The 21,669-nt window shown below is 60.2% G+C and carries 18 protein-coding genes and 1 pseudogene; 11 read left to right on the top strand and 8 right to left on the bottom strand.

All coding sequences use genetic code 11. From position 1 onward, the window contains the following. Positions 1 to 66: 66 nt before the first annotated feature. A complete protein-coding gene (locus AC07WT_RS23190) occupies positions 67 to 1,380 on the bottom strand; it encodes a reverse transcriptase domain-containing protein (RefSeq protein ID WP_494948746.1) in 1,314 nt (437 codons plus the stop codon). 311 nt (positions 1,381 to 1,691) lie between these two features. Between AC07WT_RS23190 and AC07WT_RS23195 the strand changes: the two genes are divergently transcribed. Next, the gene (locus AC07WT_RS23195) at positions 1,692 to 2,846 is read left to right on the top strand and encodes an IS110 family RNA-guided transposase (protein WP_494948747.1); all 1,155 of its coding nucleotides are present in this window, start codon (positions 1,692 to 1,694) and stop codon (positions 2,844 to 2,846) included. A gap of 653 nt (positions 2,847 to 3,499) precedes the next feature. Here the strand turns inward: AC07WT_RS23195 and AC07WT_RS23200 are convergent. From AC07WT_RS23200 to AC07WT_RS23215, 4 genes and pseudogenes are all read right to left on the bottom strand, one after another. Then, positions 3,500 to 4,069, bottom strand: a pseudogene (locus AC07WT_RS23200) (IS6 family transposase); the annotation flags it as partial. A gap of 139 nt (positions 4,070 to 4,208) precedes the next feature. Further along, positions 4,209 to 6,344, bottom strand: a complete 2,136-nt coding sequence (locus AC07WT_RS23205) for a putative bifunctional diguanylate cyclase/phosphodiesterase (protein WP_494948748.1) — start codon at positions 6,342 to 6,344, stop codon at positions 4,209 to 4,211. 165 nt (positions 6,345 to 6,509) lie between these two features. Next, positions 6,510 to 6,905 (bottom strand): response regulator, encoded by a 396-nt coding sequence (locus AC07WT_RS23210; RefSeq protein ID WP_492595725.1) that lies wholly within the window; start codon positions 6,903 to 6,905, stop codon positions 6,510 to 6,512. A 99-nt stretch (positions 6,906 to 7,004) separates the two neighbouring features. Further along, a complete protein-coding gene (locus AC07WT_RS23215) occupies positions 7,005 to 8,408 on the bottom strand; it encodes a GGDEF domain-containing protein (RefSeq protein ID WP_494948749.1) in 1,404 nt (467 codons plus the stop codon). A 298-nt stretch (positions 8,409 to 8,706) separates the two neighbouring features. On the opposite strand from AC07WT_RS23215, the gene AC07WT_RS23220 reads away from it, so the two are divergent. Further along, positions 8,707 to 8,871, top strand: coding sequence for a hypothetical protein (locus AC07WT_RS23220; protein ID WP_494948750.1), 165 nt, complete (start codon positions 8,707 to 8,709; stop codon positions 8,869 to 8,871). 201 nt (positions 8,872 to 9,072) lie between these two features. Here the strand turns inward: AC07WT_RS23220 and AC07WT_RS23225 are convergent, their stop codons facing one another. After that, positions 9,073 to 9,333: a hypothetical protein gene (locus AC07WT_RS23225; protein ID WP_494948751.1), complete on the bottom strand. Its 261-nt coding sequence runs from the start codon at positions 9,331 to 9,333 to the stop codon at positions 9,073 to 9,075. Between the two features lie 107 nt (positions 9,334 to 9,440). On the opposite strand from AC07WT_RS23225, the gene AC07WT_RS23230 reads away from it, so the two are divergent. Continuing rightward, positions 9,441 to 9,923: a methyltransferase family protein gene (locus AC07WT_RS23230; protein WP_492595722.1), complete on the top strand. Its 483-nt coding sequence runs from the start codon at positions 9,441 to 9,443 to the stop codon at positions 9,921 to 9,923. A 285-nt stretch (positions 9,924 to 10,208) separates the two neighbouring features. On the opposite strand, the gene AC07WT_RS23235 is transcribed toward AC07WT_RS23230, so the two are convergent. After that, positions 10,209 to 10,913, bottom strand: coding sequence for an IS6 family transposase (locus AC07WT_RS23235; protein WP_494948752.1), 705 nt, complete (start codon positions 10,911 to 10,913; stop codon positions 10,209 to 10,211). A 344-nt stretch (positions 10,914 to 11,257) separates the two neighbouring features. Between AC07WT_RS23235 and AC07WT_RS23240 the strand changes: the two genes are divergently transcribed. The 8 genes from AC07WT_RS23240 (at position 11,258) to AC07WT_RS23275 (ending at position 21,029) form a co-directional block, all read left to right on the top strand. Then, positions 11,258 to 12,223 (top strand): ornithine cyclodeaminase family protein, encoded by a 966-nt coding sequence (locus tag AC07WT_RS23240; protein ID WP_494948753.1) that lies wholly within the window; start codon positions 11,258 to 11,260, stop codon positions 12,221 to 12,223. 225 nt (positions 12,224 to 12,448) lie between these two features. Then, complete coding sequence (locus AC07WT_RS23245; protein WP_494948754.1) at positions 12,449 to 13,381, top strand: LysR family transcriptional regulator; 933 nt, start codon at positions 12,449 to 12,451, stop codon at positions 13,379 to 13,381. A gap of 205 nt (positions 13,382 to 13,586) precedes the next feature. Further along, positions 13,587 to 15,131: an APC family permease gene (locus AC07WT_RS23250; RefSeq protein ID WP_494948755.1), complete on the top strand. Its 1,545-nt coding sequence runs from the start codon at positions 13,587 to 13,589 to the stop codon at positions 15,129 to 15,131. A gap of 60 nt (positions 15,132 to 15,191) precedes the next feature. Then, entirely contained in the window at positions 15,192 to 15,953 is a 762-nt protein-coding gene (locus AC07WT_RS23255) for an SDR family NAD(P)-dependent oxidoreductase (RefSeq protein WP_494948756.1), read from the top strand. Between the two features lie 72 nt (positions 15,954 to 16,025). Then, positions 16,026 to 17,456: an aldehyde dehydrogenase family protein gene (locus tag AC07WT_RS23260; RefSeq protein ID WP_494948757.1), complete on the top strand. Its 1,431-nt coding sequence runs from the start codon at positions 16,026 to 16,028 to the stop codon at positions 17,454 to 17,456. 162 nt (positions 17,457 to 17,618) lie between these two features. Beyond that, positions 17,619 to 18,704 (top strand): alanine racemase, encoded by a 1,086-nt coding sequence (locus AC07WT_RS23265; RefSeq protein ID WP_494951013.1) that lies wholly within the window; start codon positions 17,619 to 17,621, stop codon positions 18,702 to 18,704. A 53-nt stretch (positions 18,705 to 18,757) separates the two neighbouring features. Then, positions 18,758 to 19,936 carry a porin gene (locus tag AC07WT_RS23270; protein WP_494951014.1) on the top strand — a complete coding sequence of 393 codons (1,179 nt, stop codon included), beginning with the start codon at positions 18,758 to 18,760 and terminating at the stop codon, positions 19,934 to 19,936. Between the two features lie 310 nt (positions 19,937 to 20,246). Continuing rightward, complete coding sequence (locus tag AC07WT_RS23275) at positions 20,247 to 21,029, top strand: Crp/Fnr family transcriptional regulator (RefSeq protein ID WP_494951015.1); 783 nt, start codon at positions 20,247 to 20,249, stop codon at positions 21,027 to 21,029. Here the strand turns inward: AC07WT_RS23275 and AC07WT_RS23280 are convergent. Further along, entirely contained in the window at positions 21,004 to 21,660 is a 657-nt protein-coding gene (locus AC07WT_RS23280; RefSeq protein ID WP_494948758.1) for an aspartate/glutamate racemase family protein, read from the bottom strand. The genes AC07WT_RS23275 and AC07WT_RS23280 overlap by 26 nt on opposite strands. Between the last annotated feature and the right edge of the window lie 9 nt (positions 21,661 to 21,669).

Raw genomic sequence — 21,669 nt, forward strand, 5'->3', positions numbered from 1 at the left:
TGCGCCTTTAGGAGCATACGGCTCAAGCCTCTACAAAGGCATCTATCGACACCCGGTAGCACAACTTCATTTTCCGGCGTACTGCGGATTTCTACGGCAATTGAGATGGTTAACCTGGAGGTTGCTGGCTGCATCTGTCCCGCCATCGGCTTGCTTCACAATATGCGTAACATCCCAGCGGGTGTTCATTGTGATGGGCTGCTGACAGTTAGAACACAGGCCATCTTGCCTTAGCCAGACACGGTACACCTTGCCGCGACCTCGCACCGAGTTCAGCATCTTCTGGCCCCATCGGGATTCGAAGTACGGCGCCCATTGCGGATCGTGCGGATTGGCGCCCGCTTTGATCTTGACATGCCGTTGTATTGGCGTGTCCGACTCTTGCAGCAGGGTGAGCTCCCGCTTCGTTCCATCCTCTTGTTTTTCTGTGACGGTAAATACCCAGTTCCGGGTGCCTCGGGTCTTGAAGTACTTCTCTTTGACCCATCTGGCTCCTTTGTTGGGGTGCCGTCTTACCGCCCATCGCCATAGCATTGACCAGACCTCGTGATCAATCCGATCGAAGGTTTTCTTGGCGACTACATGGCTGTGATAATTCGCCCATCCTCCTAAAACAGGATTGAGCAGCCTTATCAGGTTCGCCTGTTTAGCCGTTTCGTTGGCCTTGATGATTTCACGAATTTTGTCAAGATGAGCCTTGACGTTCGCTTTCGACGGTTTCATCAGTAGCTTGCCGTTGTACTTGCGAATGTTCCATCCCAGGAAATCAAACGCATCCTTGATGTGCGTTATCCTGGTCTTTTCTGGTGACAAAACCAGCCCGCGTTCCGCCAGAAATTCGGCCACTGCCGGCCTGACTTCATGTTCCAGCCACTCTTTCGAGTGGCCGGTAATAATGAAATCGTCCGCGTAACGCACCATGTTCATTTTCAGTCCTCGCTGCCTGGCTCGCGGGAATTTTTCCGCGAGCCTCGCTTCGAGGCCATCGAGCGTCATGTTGGCTGCCACCGGTGAGATGATTCCCCCTTGCGGGGTGCCGGCGACAGTGGGGAAGAGTTCGTTTTGATACACATATCCCGCTTTGAGCCACTTCTTTAGGATGACCTTGTCCGTGGGGATATTGGCGAGCATCCAGTCGTGGGAAATTTTGTCGAAACAGCCTTGAATGTCAGCCTCCAGCACCCATTCCGCGCTCGCCTTTTTCGCCAGAGAAATGAAGCATTGTCCTCCGGCGTCAGCAGTTGAGCGTTCCGGCCTGAACCCGTAAGAGTTCAGATCGGCGGTGGTTTCCGCAACGGGTTCCAGCGCCAGCAGATGTAACGCCTGCATGGCGCGGCACGTCACGCCGGAAGGTGCACGCGCCCGTGTTGCTGCACTCATTTGCTTTCCTTCCGTATAGATGGTTCTGCAAACTCTCTGGTGAGGAGAGACCACGAGGAAGTCTGCCCGCTTTCGCGTCGGGTGATATTGCAACCCGTATCCCGTCCATTACAGCCGGGCATTCGCTTTTTCCCCGATCCTGTGCCCGCACCGCCATGGGCAGACCTCGCGGCCTGCTGTCCCCGAGGGGAGCGATACGGGGTTTCCACGTTCCGCTTATGGAAGTACGTCGGGTTAGATCCTATGAAGCGGCAGGGTCGACGAACCGGCTCGTAAAATCAGCGAGTTGAGACGACCCAAAGGAGAGGATCATGCTCGCAGATCAGGCAAACAGCGGATATGCTGGGGAAGTTGTGCTCGCAGTCTCACTCGAACTGGCCGCGACCAAATGGAAGGTCGCGTTTCACGATGGTCAGCGCGAGAAACCGGCGGTGCATACGGTGGCGCAGACACAAGCTGCATCTCGCCTGCAAGCGGTGCTCGACCTACTCAGGCAGCACCAGGAGAGATGGATGCTACCAGCGGACGTTCGAATCGTCGTGAGCTACGAAGCAGGTCAGGATGCGTTCTGGATCTATCGAGCGTTGCAGGCACGTGGGATCGAGTGTTACGTGGTGGACCCAGCAAGCATTCCGGTCGAACGGCACAAGCGGCGGGCAAAGACGGACCGGCTTGATGCGATCAGGCTTGTGACGAGCCTGCGTGCATGGTTGCACGGTGAGCGTGACCGGATGCATGTGGTCCGCGTACCATCATCACAGGATGAAGCATCGCGCCATCTGATGCGTGATCGCTCGATGCTGCAGAAGGAAGTGCTGCAGCATCGAGACCGGATGCGCAAGCTGCTGGTCACGCTCGGCTGCTGGGACGAGGTCGATCATAAACACTTCGCTGACCGGCTTGCCCGGGGCGAAGTGAAGTGTTACGACGGCGCGCCACTGCCTTGCGAGTTGCAGGAGCGGCTACTGCGCGAGTGCGGACGGCTGGCACTCGCTGAACAGCAACTGACGTCCTTGGAGAAGGCCCTGCAGGCGAGTCTTCCGGCACCTGCACGGGAGCGCATCAATCACCTGACACGACTCAAAGGTATCGGCCCCATTGGTGCCTCACGTCTTGCGCTGGAACTGTTTTGGCGGGAGTTTCACAACCGGCGTGAAGTTGGCGCGTGTGTCGGCCTGGTACCACAACCGTACGATAGCGGCGAGAGCCGCGTGGACCAGGGGATCAGCAAACAGGGAAACCGACGAGTGCGCGCGCTACTGGTCGAGATGGCTTGGTCATGGCTGCACTATCAGCCGGAAAGCAAGCTGGCACGATGGTTTGACCAGCGCACGCAGGGTACAGGGCCAAGCCGCCGGACGCGGCGCATCGCGATCGTTGCGGTGGCGCGGCGTCTTGCAATTGCGTTGTGGCGCTACCTGAAAGACGGCGTGGTTCCGGAAGGAGCGATCCTGAAGTCAGTTTAGTTTGGCAGCACGAACGACCATGTTTTCGCACATACAAAGTGTGAAGTGAATCTGCCCGTGGCAGGCACGGGTTGCACCAGCAACCGTCCCTTTAGATGGGGCAGATTCCCCGGAATTTTTCCGGCGCAACGCGCATACAGGATAAGGCTGATTTACTGTCAGCGGATAGAAGTTGTGTGAGACGCTGTTCATGCTCACGAGCGCGATAGTCGGCTTCACAACATTGATGTGCAGCATAGGTTACCGAGCCGCAAAAGCAGAACAGGAGCAACTTTATGATAAATCTCAACATCGGGTCTTGACATTGAACTGCTCATAGAAGGTGCCTGCTCTGGGCCGGGAGGTGTATGGGTCACGAACGCGTAGTAGAGAAACGCTGTTCCCACCTCCGGTACCGTTTTGGTTCGAGCGCAATAGCCATTTCCGCTCGTTCAACATAACGACCCTATTGCCGATTCAAATGTTTTCACCATACCGACTATCTTGCACTCATCCGGCGTATGGCTGCCAGAAGGGTACGCCTCTCGCGATTGATACCCCGCGCCTTGCGGCGCTTCGTTACGTTGTCAGAGCCGCTCTTGATTCAGGCTCCTGGATTCACCGGGTGACACCGGTGGTTCTCTCCTTCTATGCGGCGAGAAGTGAGAACAACTTCTATAAGCGACCTCGTGTCGCACCTCCACGATGTTATTCAGGTACTTGTTCTGGCGGACCTTGATCGGTGTCGACCGCTCGGCGTTGAGCGCTTCGAGCGCGGCCAGATTGGCGCCGCTCTTATCCACGGTAATCGTTTCGGGCTCACCGTTCTGGTCAATCGCCTTCTCGAAGTAGCGGCGCGCCGCGGCCTTGTCACGGCGAGCCCTCAGCAGGAAATCGACGGCGTTGCCCGCCTTGTCAACAGCGCGGTACAGGTATTTCCATTCGCCACTGACCTTGATATAGGTTTCGTCCATCCGCCAGCTCTTGCCGACCGGGCGCTTGTGCCGTCGGAACGCCTTTTCGAACAACGGCACGAGCTTGATGACCCAGCGGTGCACGCTCGAATGATCCACCTCAATGCCCCGTTCGGCCATCATCTCCTCGAGGTTGCGCAGGCTCAGCGAGTACGCCACATACCAGCGCACGCACAGAACGATGACATCCAGCGGATGATGAAGCCGCTTGAGCACCTTGCCAATGCCAGCAGGCAGCGTCTTGCGCGGCGCATCCTTCGTCTTGGGCATCTTGTTCGTCACTGGTGATCGAATGCAAATTCTAATCCAGCGCCTTAGCGCGACAAAACCCCGGAACGCCTCGTCTTCGACATCCGGTACGCAAGTTGCTCAAAACGCCCCGAATTCCCATCGATTTTCGTGCTCACGCTCACCCCTGATACTTCGACGGAACTGAGGCAATTGTCCGAATCGTGCGGGGTATGGACCCGACATCATGTACAGCATCGTTTTGGGCTATCGATCTGATGAGCTGAATCGCCGGCATTGGACGCCCGAACAGAAAGCCCTGGAGAGAATGGCAGCCCAGGCGCGTGAGGAATGCCTGCTGCGCCGCCGTTTCAACGCCTTCAGCGACAATCCTGAGATTGAGCGTCTTGCCAAGCGCAACGATAGCCGACACGATCGCCGCATCCTCCGGGTCATGCGCGAGATCCCGCACGAATCCGCGGTCGATCTTGAGTTCAGTGGCAGGCAACCGCTTGAGGTAAAGCAGGCTCGAATAGCCCGTGCCAAAGTCGTCTATCGCGATCTGAACACCCATCTCATGCAACTGTTGCAGGATCACCATGCTCGCGTCGACATCACCCATTGCGGTCGACTCGGTGATTTCCAGGATCAGGCAGCTCGGCTCCAGCGCGTGACGCTCCAGCGCCGCACGTACCGTCTGAACCAGCCTTGAATGGCGGAACTGAACAGCCGACAGATTGACCGCCATGGTCCAGTCCGTGCAGCCGGTGTCTCGCCACTGCGCGAGCTGCCGGCATGCTTCGTTCAGCACCCAATCCCCAATCGGCACGATCAGGCCGGCCTTCTCCGCCAGCGGGATGAACTGGTCAGGCGGAATCAGCCCGCATGTCGGATGCGCCCAGCGCACCAAGGCTTCCACGCCGACCACCGGACCGTCCGGTGCCTTGAATTTTGGCTGATAGTACAGGACCAACTCGTCTCGCTCCAATGCCGAGCGCAGCTCCTGAAGGAGGTGTAGTTGCTCACGGGCATTGGCATTCATCGAAATGTCATAAAAGCGATAGCCGTTTCGCCCGAGTGCCTTCGCGCGATACATCGCAGCGTCGGCATTGGTCAGCAGGTCGTGCGGAGTTTCGCCACAGCCGGGGTAGACAGCAATGCCGAGACTGGCCGACACGCGCAGCTCATGGCCTGCAAGCTCGAATTGCCCGCTGAAGGCGGTGAGGATTCTTTCAGCCACGGTCGCGGCATCGGCCGGTTCTTCGACATCGATGAGCAGTACGAACTCGTCCCCACCAATGCGGGCGAGCGTGTCCTCCACGTGTACGGTTGCTCGCATGCGCTGGGCGACTTCGATCAGCAGAAGATCACCAGCATGGTGGCCAAGCGCGTCATTGACTGCTTTGAAGCCGTCCAGGTCCACGAATATCAAGGCGATCCGACGGTTGTCGCGATCAGCGTTGCGGAGCGCCTGCTCCAGGCGCTGCTCCAGCAGCGTGCGATTCGGCAGCTTGGTGAGATTGTCATGCAGTGCGAGGTAGGTCAGTTCCTGAGCCTGGGTCAGCGACGCAGCTAACGCAGCGGTCCGCGCCTGCAGCCGCCGGTCGAGTACCGAGAAGGTCAACGCGATCGCCATGATCGCCACAGTGCCGACGATAATCGAGAACGCCAACCATCCCGTATTCACGCCGTTGCGCGCCGCTCCACATATGCTGCCGAGAGGAAATTGCGCGGCCGCCATCCCCGTGTAATGCATGCCAACAATCGCGAAGCCCATGATCAGTGCCGCACCCGCGCGCAGCAGCCTAACCCGGGACGAATGGCGGCGTAGCCGAAAGGCAATCCATAGCGCCGCCCCTGAGGCCAGGACCGCAATGACGATGGACAGGAGGAACCACGAAGCCGCGTACCGAATCGCGGGGGTCATGCGCATTGCCGCCATGCCCGTATAGTGCATGGCGGCAATCCCCGTGCCCATCAGCAACGCCCCGCAACCCAGGCGAAGCCAGGGTAACGCTGGTTGGCCGATGAGCCACAGGGCAAAAGCCGAAGAAATGATCGCGATCAGTAACGACAAGAACGTGATCGCGGGGTCATAGCCCAGTGGAATGGGCAAACTGAACGCCAGCATGCCGACGAAGTGCATCGACCAGATGCCGGCACCCATGGCAAAGGCGCCAGCCATAAGCCACCAACGCCCCGCGCGCCCGTGTGTGGCTGAAATGCGGCCAGCCATGTCCAAGGCTGTGTAGGATGCGAGGATCGCGACCAGCAATGAAAGCAGGACAAGCGACGCATTATAGTTGCCAGCGTACATCGAAACTCCTTGAGTCCAGCCGCAACTGGTCGGCTCGAATCGCCCAGTCGATCGGCATCTCGTCGGCCACGGTGTGTGGCAGTACTTGCATCGCGCTCAGCTTGCTCCACCCCCTAGATGCGCGTGGTCACGATGTTTGCATGGCCGGGACGACTGCACCCGCGTTCAGTGCGCCGGGGCGTGACTCCGCGTAGCGGCACATTCAGCCGCGTGCTCCGCGAGCAGGCGCCGCATCGTCGCCAGCAGTTCCGGTACTTCGACGGGCTTGCGCATAAAGCCGTCATACCGCACAAAGGCGGGCGGGCTCGGCTCGGCCGACACCAGGATGAAAATCGTGCCGGCAAGACCTGGCGTGTTCCGGATGTGCTGACAGAGCGCACTGCCGGACATGACCGGCATGCGCCAATCGGCCACGACGATGTCGACGGCGGTCGCCGCCAGGACGGCCAACGCGGCCTGACCATCGCCAGCGGCTTTCACCTCGAATCCGTCGCGTTCGCAGCAGATTTCCCAAGCGGCCAGGGTCTCGGGCTCGTCGTCGACCAATAGCACCGTCGTCATACATCACTCCTCCCCAGGCGGTATCCGCCTGGGCGCCCGGAGATCCATCACCGCCGAGGTCCGACCAGCAGGCGGAGGTCCGTGCACCAACTGCTACACCTATGCCGCGATGACACGGTTGCGACCCTGGTGTTTCGCGCTGTACATGCGTTCATCGGCTACGCGCAGAATCGTGTCGATCGTGTCACCGTCGCGGCCGAACTCCGATACGCCGATGCTCACCGTGACCGTGCCTAGCTGCTGCGTGCCGCTCTCAAACGATGCGCCTGCGATGGCGGCCCGGAGGCGCTCGGCGGTCGCACGCGCGGCTTCGAGTGCCGCCTGAGGCAGCAGCACCATGAACTCTTCTCCGCCCACCCGGGCGACGCCGTCATACGGCCGGATCGCATCGAGGCATTTCTGCACGAAGCCCTTCAGGACGTCATCGCCGACCTGGTGCCCGTAGCGATCGTTGATTAACTTGAAATTGTCGAGGTCGAGTGCCAGCAGGGAGAACGGCGCACCGCCGCGCCTGGCCCGGGCAATCTCGGCTTCGACGTGCTCGATGAACTGCCGACGATTCGCCGCGCCGGTCAGTGGATCGGTCGCGGCAAGATGCTCGAGCGTCTGATTGGTGCGCTTCAGTTCCTGCAGCGCGCTTTCGGTACGCGCCATCGCCTCGGCGAGCCGCGCCATCAGTTCCTCCTGGCTGTAGATCGTCGAGAACGAGCGCGTGGTGTGGAACGCCTGTACGACGCCGTAACTCAGCAGGAAAAAGCCGCCCGCAAAAATCGCGTGGGCGAGCCACCACATGTGGTTCCAGGGACGCCCGAGGATGAACGCAAGCGACGACAGCGCGAACGCCGTGACCGAGATCGCGAAAATCACCATCAGAGGTGAACGGATACGGCGCAGCAGGAGCACCGTCACATTCAATGTGGAAAGAACGAGAGCGCCGCCTTCCATCGCCAGGCGCACCGCAAGGCTGCCGGCAATCGGCGAATTCGCGACACCCGCCACTGCCAGGTCCACCAGCACGAACAGTCCTATCCAGGTCAGCCACGGGCGAGGCTTCATGCGCCGGTCCTCGGCGTCCGACGGTCGGCGGTAGGAGAGCAGCGCGACCAGCAGCAGGATCGCCATCACGAGCCGCGACGCCGGCCCATACAGCAGGAAGAGCCAGATATTGTGATGCGCGAGCCCGGTGAATGCGCCATGCAGCGAATAGACCAGCACAAAACCGAGGAAGCCGAGCGTCATCCAGCGCAGTAGCGGTTCGCCGGATGACCGGTAACAGCGCCACGTGACGTAAGTCACGAAAAGGCCTTCCAGGGTGGCTGCGGCGATCGCCATTTCGTGGAACGCGTGGTTCTCGAATTTGAGGGCGGGATCCTGGAAAAAGAACAGGTAGGCAATCAGCCAGGCCGGAAGCAGCGCAAAGCCCGCGAGGAGCAGGCGGGCATAAACCCTGGTCACAAGCCGGACGGCTCGGGGCGGCTCGTCGGCGACGATGACAGCGCTCATGTGCCCCCTCCGGTTTCACGTTGATTTCGCCAACACCGGCGCCGGATTGGTTCCAAAGCCGCGTGCAGGCTATCGGTGGCTCGCATCAACGTGTACAGGGCGCCCGAGCGGCATTCAACTATTAATCATTCAATATGAAGTATAGGCGTACGACGATCGGCCGGCGAACTATAAAGCTGACATTTCCGTATCGCACTCCGTAACGCTCAGCCCAATGCCGGATGTAGCCGGGAAGGTTGTGGTGCAAATCGGACGGGCCGTTGGGTTACGCTTATGTTTTGACGAGCACGAACCCGCAATGAGTAAGCTGAAAGACATCGAGTGGTTGTTCAACGGCCGTCACTTCGACCGCGAAATGGCTCTGGTGCAAACAGCGGCGATCAAGGAAAAGCGGCGTGCTCACCGTTACCTTATCAAGCTGAAAGAACCTTCTTCCAGACAGCAGACGCAGTCAGATCTTTGAGACGCAGACTCGTGAGATCAAACTGTGCTTTGCGAATGCGATGTGCCAGTTCGATGCCAGCGATCGTGACGGCCCCCCGCGTTTCTGGGCGTAGTTCAAACCCGTGTTTTTTGCGTTACACAGACGAGCTGATTCTTCCTGCATTTTTAGGCAGGATTAACATGGAATGCGAATCAGTTTGAGGTCTGCGGCCTCAGGCGATCAACTTTGCCGGGGCTGAAGCGGACCGAGTCCGAGTAGCGTCAGCCAGTGCGGATGATCTTCTCCCGTCATCGCTTCACGCGGACTTTTGCCGAGCCGCTTGCCGCACCGGCTGCGCGTGAAGCGGCGGTGATTGAAGAAGAACTGCAGCAGGCCCAGCCAGGCGCGGCTACCGTTCAGATGGCGCCGGAGCGTCAGGCAGTTGCGCAGCCGGGAGTTGAGGTTTTCAACCAGAGAGCTGCTGCGTGGCGTGCTCTGCATGGCTTGCGAGACACTCATCGGATAAGCTTGCTAAGATTTGAACGCCGTTGGTGTCCGAAAACGCCTTTCGGCAAAGCGCCTCTCCACGCCCGCGCTCGTTCGCCCCTATGAAGCCTCGCATTCCGCCACCAATCGTGATGCTGGCCGCGGCCGCCCTCATGTGGGCACTGCACCGCTGGATGCCGCTCGGTCACTGGATCGCCCCGCCATGGAACCGATTCGGCAGCCTCCCCGCTGCGATCGGGCTCGCCATCGCCGTGGCAGCCTTCGTCCGTTTTCGTCAGGCGCGAACGACCACCAATCCCATGGACCCAAGCAAGGCCTCGCGCCTTGTGACCGACGGGGTTTTTTGCGTTAGCCGCAACCCCATGTATCTGGGATTGGAGTTGCTCCTGATCGGCTGGGCGGTCTGGCTCGGCAGCGCGAGTCCATGGCTCGTTCCGCCGCTGTTCGTGATCGTCATCACGGTCGTGCAGATCATTCCTGAGGAACACGCGCTTGCCCAACTATTCGGGGATCAGTACCTCTCGTATCGACGACGCGTAGCGCGATGGATCGGCCGCCGCTGGCGACTCGGTCGGGGTCAGTGAGCGTCGGCCGTCGGGAAATTTTCAAAGGGCGCACGAACGGCCGGTCGTGGCCCGGGCACCGCTGGTAGCGTGTGCAGCTCGACGGCCGCCGCGATCGTTGACGATCTACCCGGACACCTTGGCTGGCCGTAGATGGCCGACTACGGAAGTTCGTTATGGGGCTGGGTTCGGCCAATGAAGCCGACCATCAATAGACTGCCACGTCGGCCCGGTGCGTCACCTACTGTGCCGGTTTTGTCGCAGTAAGGATCGTGGATGAAACGTGATCGATATGCGAAGTATTGCTTATGTTGCCAGGTCATAGAATTGATCGGCGGTGGATTGATGGGTTCCGCGAGCACACTTCATCTGTCCTTTGGCGATCATATGCATCAGTTCGATGCCGCCCAGCAGGATCCGGGCGCAGCGAAAAGTCTTGAACCCCAGCATGGGCCGCGTGCGCCGCTTGATCGCCCGATGGTCCTGCTCGACGAGATTGTTGAGATATTTGGACTGGCGGATCTTGATGGGCGTTTCACGATCGGCATTGATCGCTTCGAGCGCGGCGAGATTGGCGCCGCTTTTGTCGATAGTCACCGTCTCGGGCACGCCATTCTGGGCGATCGTTTTTTCAAAGTAACGCCCAGCTGCAGTCTTGTCCCGATGGGCGCGTAGCAAAAAGTCGATGGTGTTGCCGTCCTTGTCGACGGCCCGGTAGAGATACCTCCATTCGCCCTTGATGCGGATGTACGTCTCGTCCATTCGCCAGCTCTTTCCAACTGGCCGCTTGCGGCGGCGAAACGCCTTCTCCAGCACCGGCAACAGCTTGAGCGCCCAGCGGTGCACGGTCGAATGATCAACGCTAATCCCCCGCTCAGCGACCATTTCTTCAACGTGACGCAGGCTCAGCGGATAGGCCACATACCAGCGTACGCACATCAGGATCACGTCGAGCGGATAATGCAGGCGCTTGAGCACGCGCGCCACAGCTGGATTCAGGCTCTGCTTCATCGTTCACATCGTTCGTCTCGGGGCGTGGCCTGGAGCATACACCGCCTTATTGCAACAAAGCCATCATGTGCGCCAAGGGGCAGATGAAAGACAACGGTACCCGGCAAACTTCCGCCGAGCAGTTCTATTCGTTGGTTGCATGAGTAGTCCTATTCACATCAAGCTTTTCTCAACTTGTAATCGTTATCGCGAAAAAGCCAGATCGCCAAACGACTCGGCGTATCGCGAAACACGGGTACTCGAGTTCCTCCGCAACCGTCTTTGCATGGGTCCAGACCGGATTGGCATTGGTCTGCCGGATTTCTTATTGGTATGTTAGGGGGTTTTAATCCTGCGAGGCTTTTATGCTGATCATTCCGGAGCAACTAGCATCCCAACTCGTGTCCGTGGAAGACGCGATCGCAGCCGTCGGCGAGGTGTTTGCCGCGAGCTACGCTGGCAATGCGCAATCGTATCCAGTCGTGCGCGAACAGACAGGCCATGCCGACGCCGTGTTCGGCGTGAAGGCCGGCTTCGATGCGTCGCTACCGGTACTTGGCCTCAAGGCTGGTGGCTACTGGCCGGGTAATGTAAAAAGGGGACTGGGCAATCACCAGTCTTCGGTACTTCTGTTTGATGCGGACACCGGCCGTGCAATCGCCTTGGTAGGGGCGAACTATCTCACCGGCATTCGCACTGGAGCGGCCAGCGCACTCGCGACGCGTAGCCTTGCGTCCGCGGACTCGTCGATTCTCGGCATCGTCGGCGCCGGCGTTCAGTCGGTCCACCAATATCAGGCGACGCGCGCTGTGCGTTCGATCTCGCACGTGCTGGCGTGGGACCCGAACCAGGACAACCTGCGCACGTTGCGCAACCTGGTCGAAGCGGACGGCCTGCGATTCGATGCATTGTCGCTCGAACACGTCGCACGCAACGCCGACGTGCTGATCACGGTGACGCCGTCGAGCGTGCCGCTTATCCGTCGTGAGTGGATTCGCCCGGGTGTCCACATCAACGCAATGGGAGCGGATACGACCGGCAAGCAGGAACTGGAGGTAGAACTGGTGGCGGCAGCCAGCGTCATCGTCGACGATTTCCAGCAGGCGGTCTCGATAGGCGAGTGCCAGCATGCGTACGCGTGTGGCTTGCTCAAAGCGGAAAAACTGAACCTCACGCTCGGCGGGGTGGTGAGCGGCGCCCAGCAGCGTAGTGGAGCCGACGACATCACGATTTTTGATGGAACCGGCATTGCGCTACAGGATCTGGCCGTCGCCGCGCTCGCCTATCGGCGCGCGCTCAAAGCAGGGCTAGGGTTTGCATGCGATTTTTGAACGCCCCGTTGTGGCGCTGAAGCGTGCGTTTGTGCCTGTTTTCGGTGCGCAAGCTTCGCTCAGTGACGCCAAAGATGTGCGCGTATGCACCGTGATGGACCGCCAGCGTTCCGAATCTGAGGCATTTCGTCCGGCATAGCAGTTGCTTCGCCTTGTATCTGCCTTCGGCGATCACGACTTCGTCGGCGCAGGTGTTTCTTCGACTGGAGCGGGTGATTTCTGTCCATGGAACTGAAGTGGCTTGAAGATTTCCTGACGCTGGCGGCTACGCGTAATTTCTCGCGTACCGCCGAGCTGCGTTTCATGACACAGCCGGCGTTCAGCCGGCGCGTCAAGATGCTGGAAGAGTGGGTTGGCGTCACGTTGCTCGATCGCAACGCGCAGCCGATTGCGCTGACCCCTGCGGGCGAGCGGTTCCGCGATATAGCCGAGGAGGTGGCCCGGCAGCTCTACCAAGGGCGCGACGAGTTGCGTGCGGCAGCGGAGGGGCGCGCCAGTACGGTCAAGTTTGTCGCGACACACAGCCTTTCGCTGACATTTTTCCCCCACTGGATCAGCGCTTCTGAAAAGGCGGGGGAAGTGCTTAAGTTCCGCCTCGATACCGGCCATGCGAACGCGTGCGTGCAGATGATGCAGCAGGGCGCAAGCCACTTCATGCTGTGCCACACGCATCCTTCAGTCGATATTGGCCTCGACCTGAAACAGTTTCTTTTCTACCGGGTCGGCTTTGACCGTTTGCTGCCGCTGTCGCGGCCCGGCCCCAACAATGAGCCGCTCGATTCGCTCGACGGCGCGTCGCCGAATCGCTGCCGATACCTGGCGTACGCCGAAACGTCCGCCATCGGTCGCGCGGTCGAAAATCTGCTGCGTACATTGCCTGCAGCCGATCGGCTCGACCGTGTATTCGTCTCCCCGCTCGCTGGCGTGTTGAACTCCATGGTGCGTGATGGTCGCGGGCTCGCGTGGCTGCCGCAGAGTCAGGTCGGTCGCGAACTCGAATCCGGCGAACTGGTTCGCGCGGGCTTGTCCCAGTGGGATCTCGACGTCGACATCACCCTGTTCCGCCCACGCGCCCGCTTGCCCAGCAGCGCCGAAGCATTCTGGGAAAACCTGATGCTCAGTTCCGCCACGTACGCGGTTCAGTCGGCTGCTGCCTGAGCAGCTGCAAGCGCTAACCGCTGTTTGAGCCGCCGCAACTGGCGTGTCTGGTCGCGCGGCTTTCGTTCGTCCATTCCCCAACAAATCACAGGCATACGTCATAGCGTCATGCTCGCTCTGCATCGCGTGATCGAAATTCGGCATTGGATTGCAGTTTTGTGACCACCTACGATGCGCTCAAGTTGACCTGACTGGAGCAATTCAAATGAATACGAAAGAGGAGAGCGCTAGTGCACAGGCCCATGGCCTCAAGCGCAATGCGTTGGGATTGATCAGTGCGATGGGCATGTCCCTCGCCTTTATCTCGCCGACTATCGGTGTGATGTTCATATCGGCGCTGATCGGCGGCAAGGCCGGCGTGTCTTCGCCATTTGTGTTCGTGATGGGCACCGCGGGGATTGCGCTAATGGCGTTGACGATCGCGGAATTCGCCAAGCGTGTCACGTCGGCGGGCGGCTTCTACAAGTTCATTACGCTTGGTCTTGGGCGCGAAGCCGGATTTGCAGCCGGCATGCTGATGCTGTTCGCGTATGCGCTGCAAAGCCCGATCAACACCAATCTATTCGGCGGTTTTCTCAGCAACGCGCTGCGGACTGACTTCGGCATCACGGTGCCGTGGTGGGCGTTGATGATCGGCGTCGTGGTGCTGGTCGGCATTCTCGCGTGGTATTCGGTCCATGCGTCGATGCAGTTCGATGTCGCGCTGTTGATTGCAGAAGTCGTGGTGGTGGGCGGCCTGTTGATCGTCATCGTGATCAAGGGCGGCGATGCGGGTCAGGTGCCCGAGAGCTTTTCGCCAATGCACGCGGATCAGGGCTTTGGCGGTATCGGGCAGGCATTCGTGTTTATCGTGATGGCATTCTTCGGCTTCGAATCGTGCCTGACGGTGGCTGAGGAATGCCGTAATCCGCGTCGCAATCTGCCGATCGCGCTGATTGGATCGGTAGTGCTCGCTGGCTTGTGGTTCACGTTTGCGATGTATTCGATCGTGGTCGGCTACGGCCCTGCGCACATGGACAAGCTCGCCAATTCTCAGGAGCCGATCCACGACCTCGCGGTGCGCTACCTTGGACATATGTACGGCAATCTTGTCGATCTCGCGGCCGTCTCTGCAATCGTCGCCGTCGTGCTTGCCATCCACACCGCGAACTTCCGCGTGCTGTATTCGCTGGGGCGCGACGGGCTGCTTCATAAAGCGCTCGGCCGTACCCATGCGAAGCACAAGACGCCTCATGTCGCGATCATCGTGTACTCGGTCCTGACCCTCGTGGTGGGTATTGGCGCAGGGTTCTGGTGGGACCCGATGTCCGCGTTCGGCAATCTCGGCTATCTGTCGTCGCTCGGCATGCTGCCTATCCTGATCCTCACCAATGTCGCCTTGCCTGTCTTTATGTGGAAGCGGTATCGCGCGGAGTTTTCGCTGGTGCTGCATGTCGCGTTCCCCGTCATCTCCAACGTCATCTTCCTTGCCGCAATCTGGTTGAACATTCATCCGTGGCCTGCCGCACCGCTGACCGCGTTCCCGTGGATTGTCGTGGCAGTGATCGTGCTCGCTGCGGTGTGGGGCCGGCAACTCAAGCGTCGCCGCTCGCCAGCGTTCTATCGCCTGGGCGCAGTACTCTTCATCGAAGGCGGTGCGATTCCGGAAATGATCGATCTCGAAATCGAATCGGTCGACGAATTGCCGGGCGGTGCGATCGCGACACGCGAAGGTGACAAGGCACTTGGCTACGGCAACGAAGCGGCCTGAAATCTTCTTCGCCACGCAGAGGTCTCTTCGTGGCTTGTAACAACCAACCTGAGAATCGTGATGGGCAGACTGAATGGCAAGAGTGCGCTGATTACCGGCGGCGCGTCAGGCATAGGTAAGGCGATTGCGCAATTGTTCGCGCAGGAGGGCGCACATGTCGTAATCACCGACTTCAACACGGCGGCGCTCGCCGTGGCAGTAGACGAACTCGCGCAATACGGCGAGGTGTCCGGTTGCACGGGCGACGTGCGTTCGATGACGGATGCCGCCCACATGGTAAAGCACGCTGTCGATGTGCATGGGGGACTAGATATCCTCGTATGCAATGCGGGCATTACTAGCGTGATGCCGATCGAGCAACTATCCGAGGACGAGTGGGACGCTGTGCTGACCACCAACGTCAAGGGCATGTTCACGATGGTCAAGCATGCGGTACCTAAGATGATCGAGCGCGGCGGCGGAAAAATCATCACGCTGGGCTCGGAGATGGGCATCGTCGCGGTCCCTGAGTCGCCGGCATACAACGCCAGCAAGGGCGCAGTAATGATGTTCACAAAATCGATCGCGCTCGACCTGATCCGCCACAACATTCGCGTCAACGCGCTGTGCCCTGGCATTACGCGCACACCGCTGCTGCAGGCGGAAGTCGACAACAGCCTGGACCCGGCGAAGACCGCCGCGGCTCAGGCGTCGTGGGCGCCGATCATGCGCGTGGCCGACGCGCGCGAAATCGCCTACGGCGCACTTTTTCTGGCTAGCGACGAAAGTTCGTTCGCGGTCGGTACCGACCTCGTGCTAGATGGCGGTTTTACCGCGCGCTAAGCATCCAATGCATTCCCGCAACGTTCGGCCGCTGATGCGGCGGCCGGCTTGCGCCCCTACAGGAGTTACGCAATGAATCAGACGGCCGCCTTCATCGACGCAGAGTCGATCGAGACACACAATACGGTTGCGGTGCTGGACCCGTCCAGCGGCAAGGAGATCGCCCGGACAGCGGATTGCGGTCCCGATGAGATCGATCGCGCTGTGCACGCGGCACGGCGCGCGTCGCGGCAATGGCGCAAGTTTGCGGTTGCCGAGCGTGCGCGCATCCTGCGGCTCATCGCCGAACTGATCAAGCGTGACGAGGCTGATCTCGCGCGTCTCGAAGCGATGCAAACCGGCAAGCCTTTGAAACAGGCGCGGCGCGACGCGGAGCTCACCGCCCGGTATTTCGACTTTTACGCCAGCGCGGTGGAAACACACTACGGCTCATCGATCCCGCTGAATGCGGACACGATGATCTTCACGGAATGGGAGCCGCACGGCGTCACGGCGCACGTGATCCCGTGGAATTACCCGATGCAGATTTTCGCGCGCACGATTGCGCCGGCTCTCGCGATGGGCAATTGCTGCGTGTTGAAGCCCGCCGAAGAGGCGCCGCTGACCGCGTTGCGCCTTGCGTCACTCGCACTCGAAGCCGGCCTGCCCGCCGGCGCGCTTAATGTCGTGGTCGGTTATGGCGAAACCGCGGGCGCGGCATTGACTAGTCATGGCGACATCGACCATATCTCATTCACCGGTTCGGTCGAAGTGGGGCGCATCATCGCTCACGCGGCGGCCAACCGCGTGATCCCGGCGACGATGGAGTTGGGCGGCAAGTCGCCGAATATCGTGTTCGCCGATGCGGACCTCGAACGCACGGTGCCGGGTGTGGTTAACGCGATTCTGCAAAACGCAGGTCAGACGTGCTCGGCCGGTTCGCGGCTGCTGGTCCATGAGAGCTTGCACGACGTGATGGTGGAGCGCATTGCGGACGCCTTCGCCAATGTGGAGATCGGCCCCGCGCTGAGCGACCCGGCACTGGGCCCGTTGATTTCGAAGATCCAGCGCGGCCGAGTCATGTCGTTCGTCGAACGGGCTCGCGGTCACGGCGCGAAAATCGTTGTCGGCGGCGATGCGCTCAACGGCGGCGCACTCGGCGACGGCTTTTTCTTCCAGCCGACGCTGGTCGATGACGTTGATCCGTACAGCGCGATCGGTCAAGAAGAAGTATTCGGGCCGGTGCTGGCCGTCACGCCGTTCCGCGATGTTGATGAAGCGGTGCGCCTCGCGAATGGTACCGACTACGGTCTAGTCGCCGGCGTATGGACACGCGACATTGGCACTGCGCACCGGATGATCCACGAAGTGCTGGCCGGACAGGTATTCGTCAATACGTACGGGGCGTCCGGCGGCGTCGAACTGCCATTCGGCGGTTTCAAGCGCTCGGGCTACGGCCGCGAAAAGGGGGCGGAGGGGCTGCGCAGCTTCGCCCAGGTCAAGACCGGCGTCGTCGCGCTGTAAATGCGTTCACTTCTTTCTCCATTCCGATTCATGACCAGCATCATGCCAGCATCGCGCTTGCGCGGTGAGCCGAACATCGCCTGCGATTCGCAATCCGTTCCTGTTTCAACCCGGTCAATCGAAGATCTGGCCACACCCGCGCTGCTGCTCGACGAAAGCCGGATGGCCCGCAACATCGCCCGTCTGCGGGGAGGGCTCGCGGGGCTCGGTGTCAATCTGCGTCCGCACCTGAAAACGGCGAAGTCGCTCGAAATCGCGCGCCGTGTCATGGATGGCCCAACTGGACCTGCGACGGTATCGACGTTGCGTGAGGCCGAGCAATTCGCGGAGGGCGGCGTACGCGATATCCTCTATGCCGTCGGTATCGCGCCGGGCAAGCTCGAGCGCGTGACGGCACTGCGTCGACGTGGAGTCGATCTGTCGGTGGTGGTCGATAGCCTGGATGCTGCCCACGCGGTCGCGAAGCAGTCACGCATCAGTCGCGACCCCATTCCCACGCTGATCGAAATCGACTCGGATGGTCATCGTGCCGGCGTAAGGCGTGAGCCGGCCGAGCAACTGGTGGCCATTGGTCGCGTGCTGCATGAGGGCGGCGCACTGTTGCGCGGCGTCATGACCCATGCGGGCGAATCGTACGCATGCGATGCCGTCGAAGCCATCAGCGCGATGGCCGAGCGCGAACGTGCGGAAGCGGTCGCGTGTGCGGCCGTGTTGCGGGATGCGGGTCTCCCGACGCCGGTGGTGAGCGTGGGGTCGACGCCGACGGCTCACTTCGCGCGCGATCTGAGCGGTGTCACGGAAGTGCGCGCCGGGGTGTTCGTGTTCTTCGATCTCGTGATGGCGGGGCTCAACGTGTGCACCATCGACGACATCGCGCTCAGCGTGCTCGCGACCGTGATCGGCCATCAACCCGACAAGGGCTGGATTCTGGTCGATGCGGGCTGGATGGCCATGTCGCGCGACCGCGGTACGGCGTCGCAGAGGCTCGATCAGGGCTACGGCGTCGTCTGCGATGTCGATGGCGTGCCGTATCCGGACCTGATCATGGCCCAAGCGAATCAGGAGCAGGGCATTCTCGCGCTGCGCAGCGGCGGGGCCGCGCCGTTGCCGCAGCTGCCGATTGGCTCCCTGGTGCGCATTCTGCCCAATCACGCGTGCCCGACCGCCGCCCAGCACGATCACTACATGGTCATACAGACTGGGTCGCGTGGGATTCTCGAACAATGGTCGAGATTCCGGGGCTGGTGATGACGCAGCCGCATTTGGCAAATACCGTTTCAATTCAATTAAAAAGTAAACAGATGAAGATAAAATTCCTGGCTGCGCTAGGGTGTGGTGCGCTGGCCAGTGCCGCACAGGCGCAAAGCAGCGTGACGCTGTACGGCACGCTTGATACCGCCATCGGCTACGTCAGCAATCAGCCGAAAGCGAATGGCGGCACGGGCAGCGCGTTCCAGATGATAAACGGAACGCTGAGCGCCAACTCCTGGGGCTTGAAGGGCACAGAGGATCTGGGCGGCGGACTCTCTGCGGTCTTTAGGCTCGAAAACGGGTTCGTTCTCAGCAACGGTGCGCTGAACAACAACGGGAGGGAGTTCGGGCGGGTCGCGACTGTCGGCTTGGCGAGCGTTCCGTTCGGTACGGTCACGCTCGGCCGGCAATTCGATCCGCTCGTCGACCTCGTCGAACCGCTGACCGAGGATGCGGTCTTCGGTTCGGCATTCGCGACTCCCGGTGATCTCGACAACTACGACGAAAGTCTCGGCGTCAATAATGCGGTGAAGTATGTGAGCCCGAGTTACGCGGGCTTTCAGTGGGAAGGGATGTATGCGCTAGGCGGGGTCGCGGGCAGCGCGTCGAGCGGTCAGACTTATGCGCTTGCGGCGGCGTATGGGAACGGTCCGCTGAATCTTGCTACAGGGTACTTTCACGCGAACTTCGCGAACGATTTTGTGTTGACCAGCAGCGGCGTGTCGCTCGCACCGGGCGCTAGCGCCCCGACGACCGACAACCCCTATTTTTCGAGTATCAATCGCGGACTGTTTTCGGCGAAGTCCGTGAGCATCATTCGCGCAGCCGCGAGTTATCAACTCAGTTTGTTCCAGTTCGGCGCGGCGTACAGCAATGTCGCATACGGCGAAGGATCGCTGTCGGCCGATACCCGCTTTAATAACGCTACGCTCTATGTAAACTACAAACCGGTTCCCGCAACGACACTGGGCGTTGGTTACAACTTCACCAAGGGCGACGGCGGTGCGCAGACGAACGCGACCTACAATCAGGTCAGCCTGGGTGCCGACTACGCCCTCTCGAAGCGTACTGACCTGTATGCGCTCGCCGCCTACCAGAAGGCATCAGGTCGGACGGCCGATGGCGCAGGGGGCAGTATGGCGGATACCGCGTCGATCGGCTCTTATGGCCTCGATTCAGGCAAGAATTCGGAGACCATGGTGCTGCTCGGCGTGCGGCATCAGTTCTAAAGCGCAGCACGGTCGGGCGGACCCGGTTGCTCTGGTACTGTCTACCTGGTGACCTGCGGCCGAACGGCAGGCTCGACGTGCGAGGACGCGCGAACTTATGGGGCAATGCGCCTCAACATCGGGATGCAAGTTTCCTCTTTCAGCGAGGACGCAGTGGTGGCGCACTGCCGCCTGCGGCGACATCAATGCAACATCCAGGGCCTTGTGTAAAGTATTTGAAGATAGAATCAAGTCTCCCGAGCAAATACCAAAAGAAAAAGCGATTGCAAGCAGCTCGGACCTTTGTCGCAAAGTATTCAGGAGACAATCTATGTGGTTTGTTGGAAAGAGCGAGCTGCTGTCGTTGATCGAACGCCATTGCCTCGATGAGGTCATGCCGGCTTTCAGCGATCACCGGAATCTGCGCAAGAATGCCATCGTCTATAGGCCCGAAGATCTGAGCGACCACGTCTACCTGCTGAAAACCGGCAGCGTGCGTCTCTACAAGCTGACGGAGGATGGCCAGGAAATCACGCTTTCGTTCATCAAGACCGGCATGATCTTTGGAGACGGCGATGTGCTCAACGAAGCGAATTATTCACATCATGCGCAAACGATGGCACCCAGCATGATCTGCTACATCCGCAAAGCGGATTTCAAGCAACTGCTGATGCGCTATGACGTGATCAACCAGTTTGTCCTGACGAGCCACTACCGGCGCTGGAAGGAAGCGCAGCAACTGATCGAGAACCTTTCGCTGCATGACGTTCGCAAGCGCCTCACGAACATTCTGGTAATGTTCGCCAGCCAGATCGGCCGTAAGTTCACATACGGCGAACATGATGACGCCGTGCTCATCGATCTGTCGATTCCTCAGGACAAACTCGCAGAATTCATCGGCACGTCGCGCGAGTCGGTGAACCGTCACTTCAGCGACCTCAGGGCTGAGGGCCTGACCGACATGCACGAGAGGAAGGTTGTGCTTACCCCCGCCTTTGTTGCGCAGTTTCTGCCGGCTTGGCGCGCAACGTCGGCACGGAAGCCATCTGCTGCGCTGGCTCCCTTGCCGACGAGAAGCATCGATACGCTCAACGCTGAACCAAAGCACGCCTGACAGCCTCCACGCCGCTGTGCGGGCTCGATAGCACGGGCACACGCAGTTCGCCAAGAGCGGGTACCAGACGGGCCATCGACACCTGCGCGAGCACCACGACATCGACTTCGGTGGCCAGTTCAACGATGGTTTGCCTGAGTATTTCATCGTGCCGCGCGGCGTCGCCGGCCAGAAGCGCATCGAAAGCGCCTTCTGCAATGCGCTCGACCACGTCGGCCTGCCTGCCATGCTCCCGGGCCTTATTCCTGATGAGCCGCACGGTCGGCTCAAGCGTGGTCGATACGGTTGCCACTACGCCGACGTGCGAACCGATGGCACTCGCCTGTTCGGCCATCGCTTCGTCGATCTTGACGATCGGGGTGCGGATCATGCCGCGCAGCAGATCGGCCGCCTCGCCGACAGAAGAACAGGCATTCAGGATGATGTCGGCGCCCATCGACTGCGCATTCATCACGTAACTGTAGATGCGGCTCGTCACTTCAGGCGTCAGATGACCCGCGGCTCTGACATCATTGAGCAAACTGTCATCGACGATGTTGATGACACGTGCGTCTGGCAGTAACAGCTGGAACTGCTCCTTGATGGGTTGAACCGTCACTGGCCCGGTGTGAACGACGACTATGGTGGTCATGGGGTTGAA

The sequence above is a fragment of the Paraburkholderia sp. GW821-FHT02A12 genome (assembly GCF_059422005.1).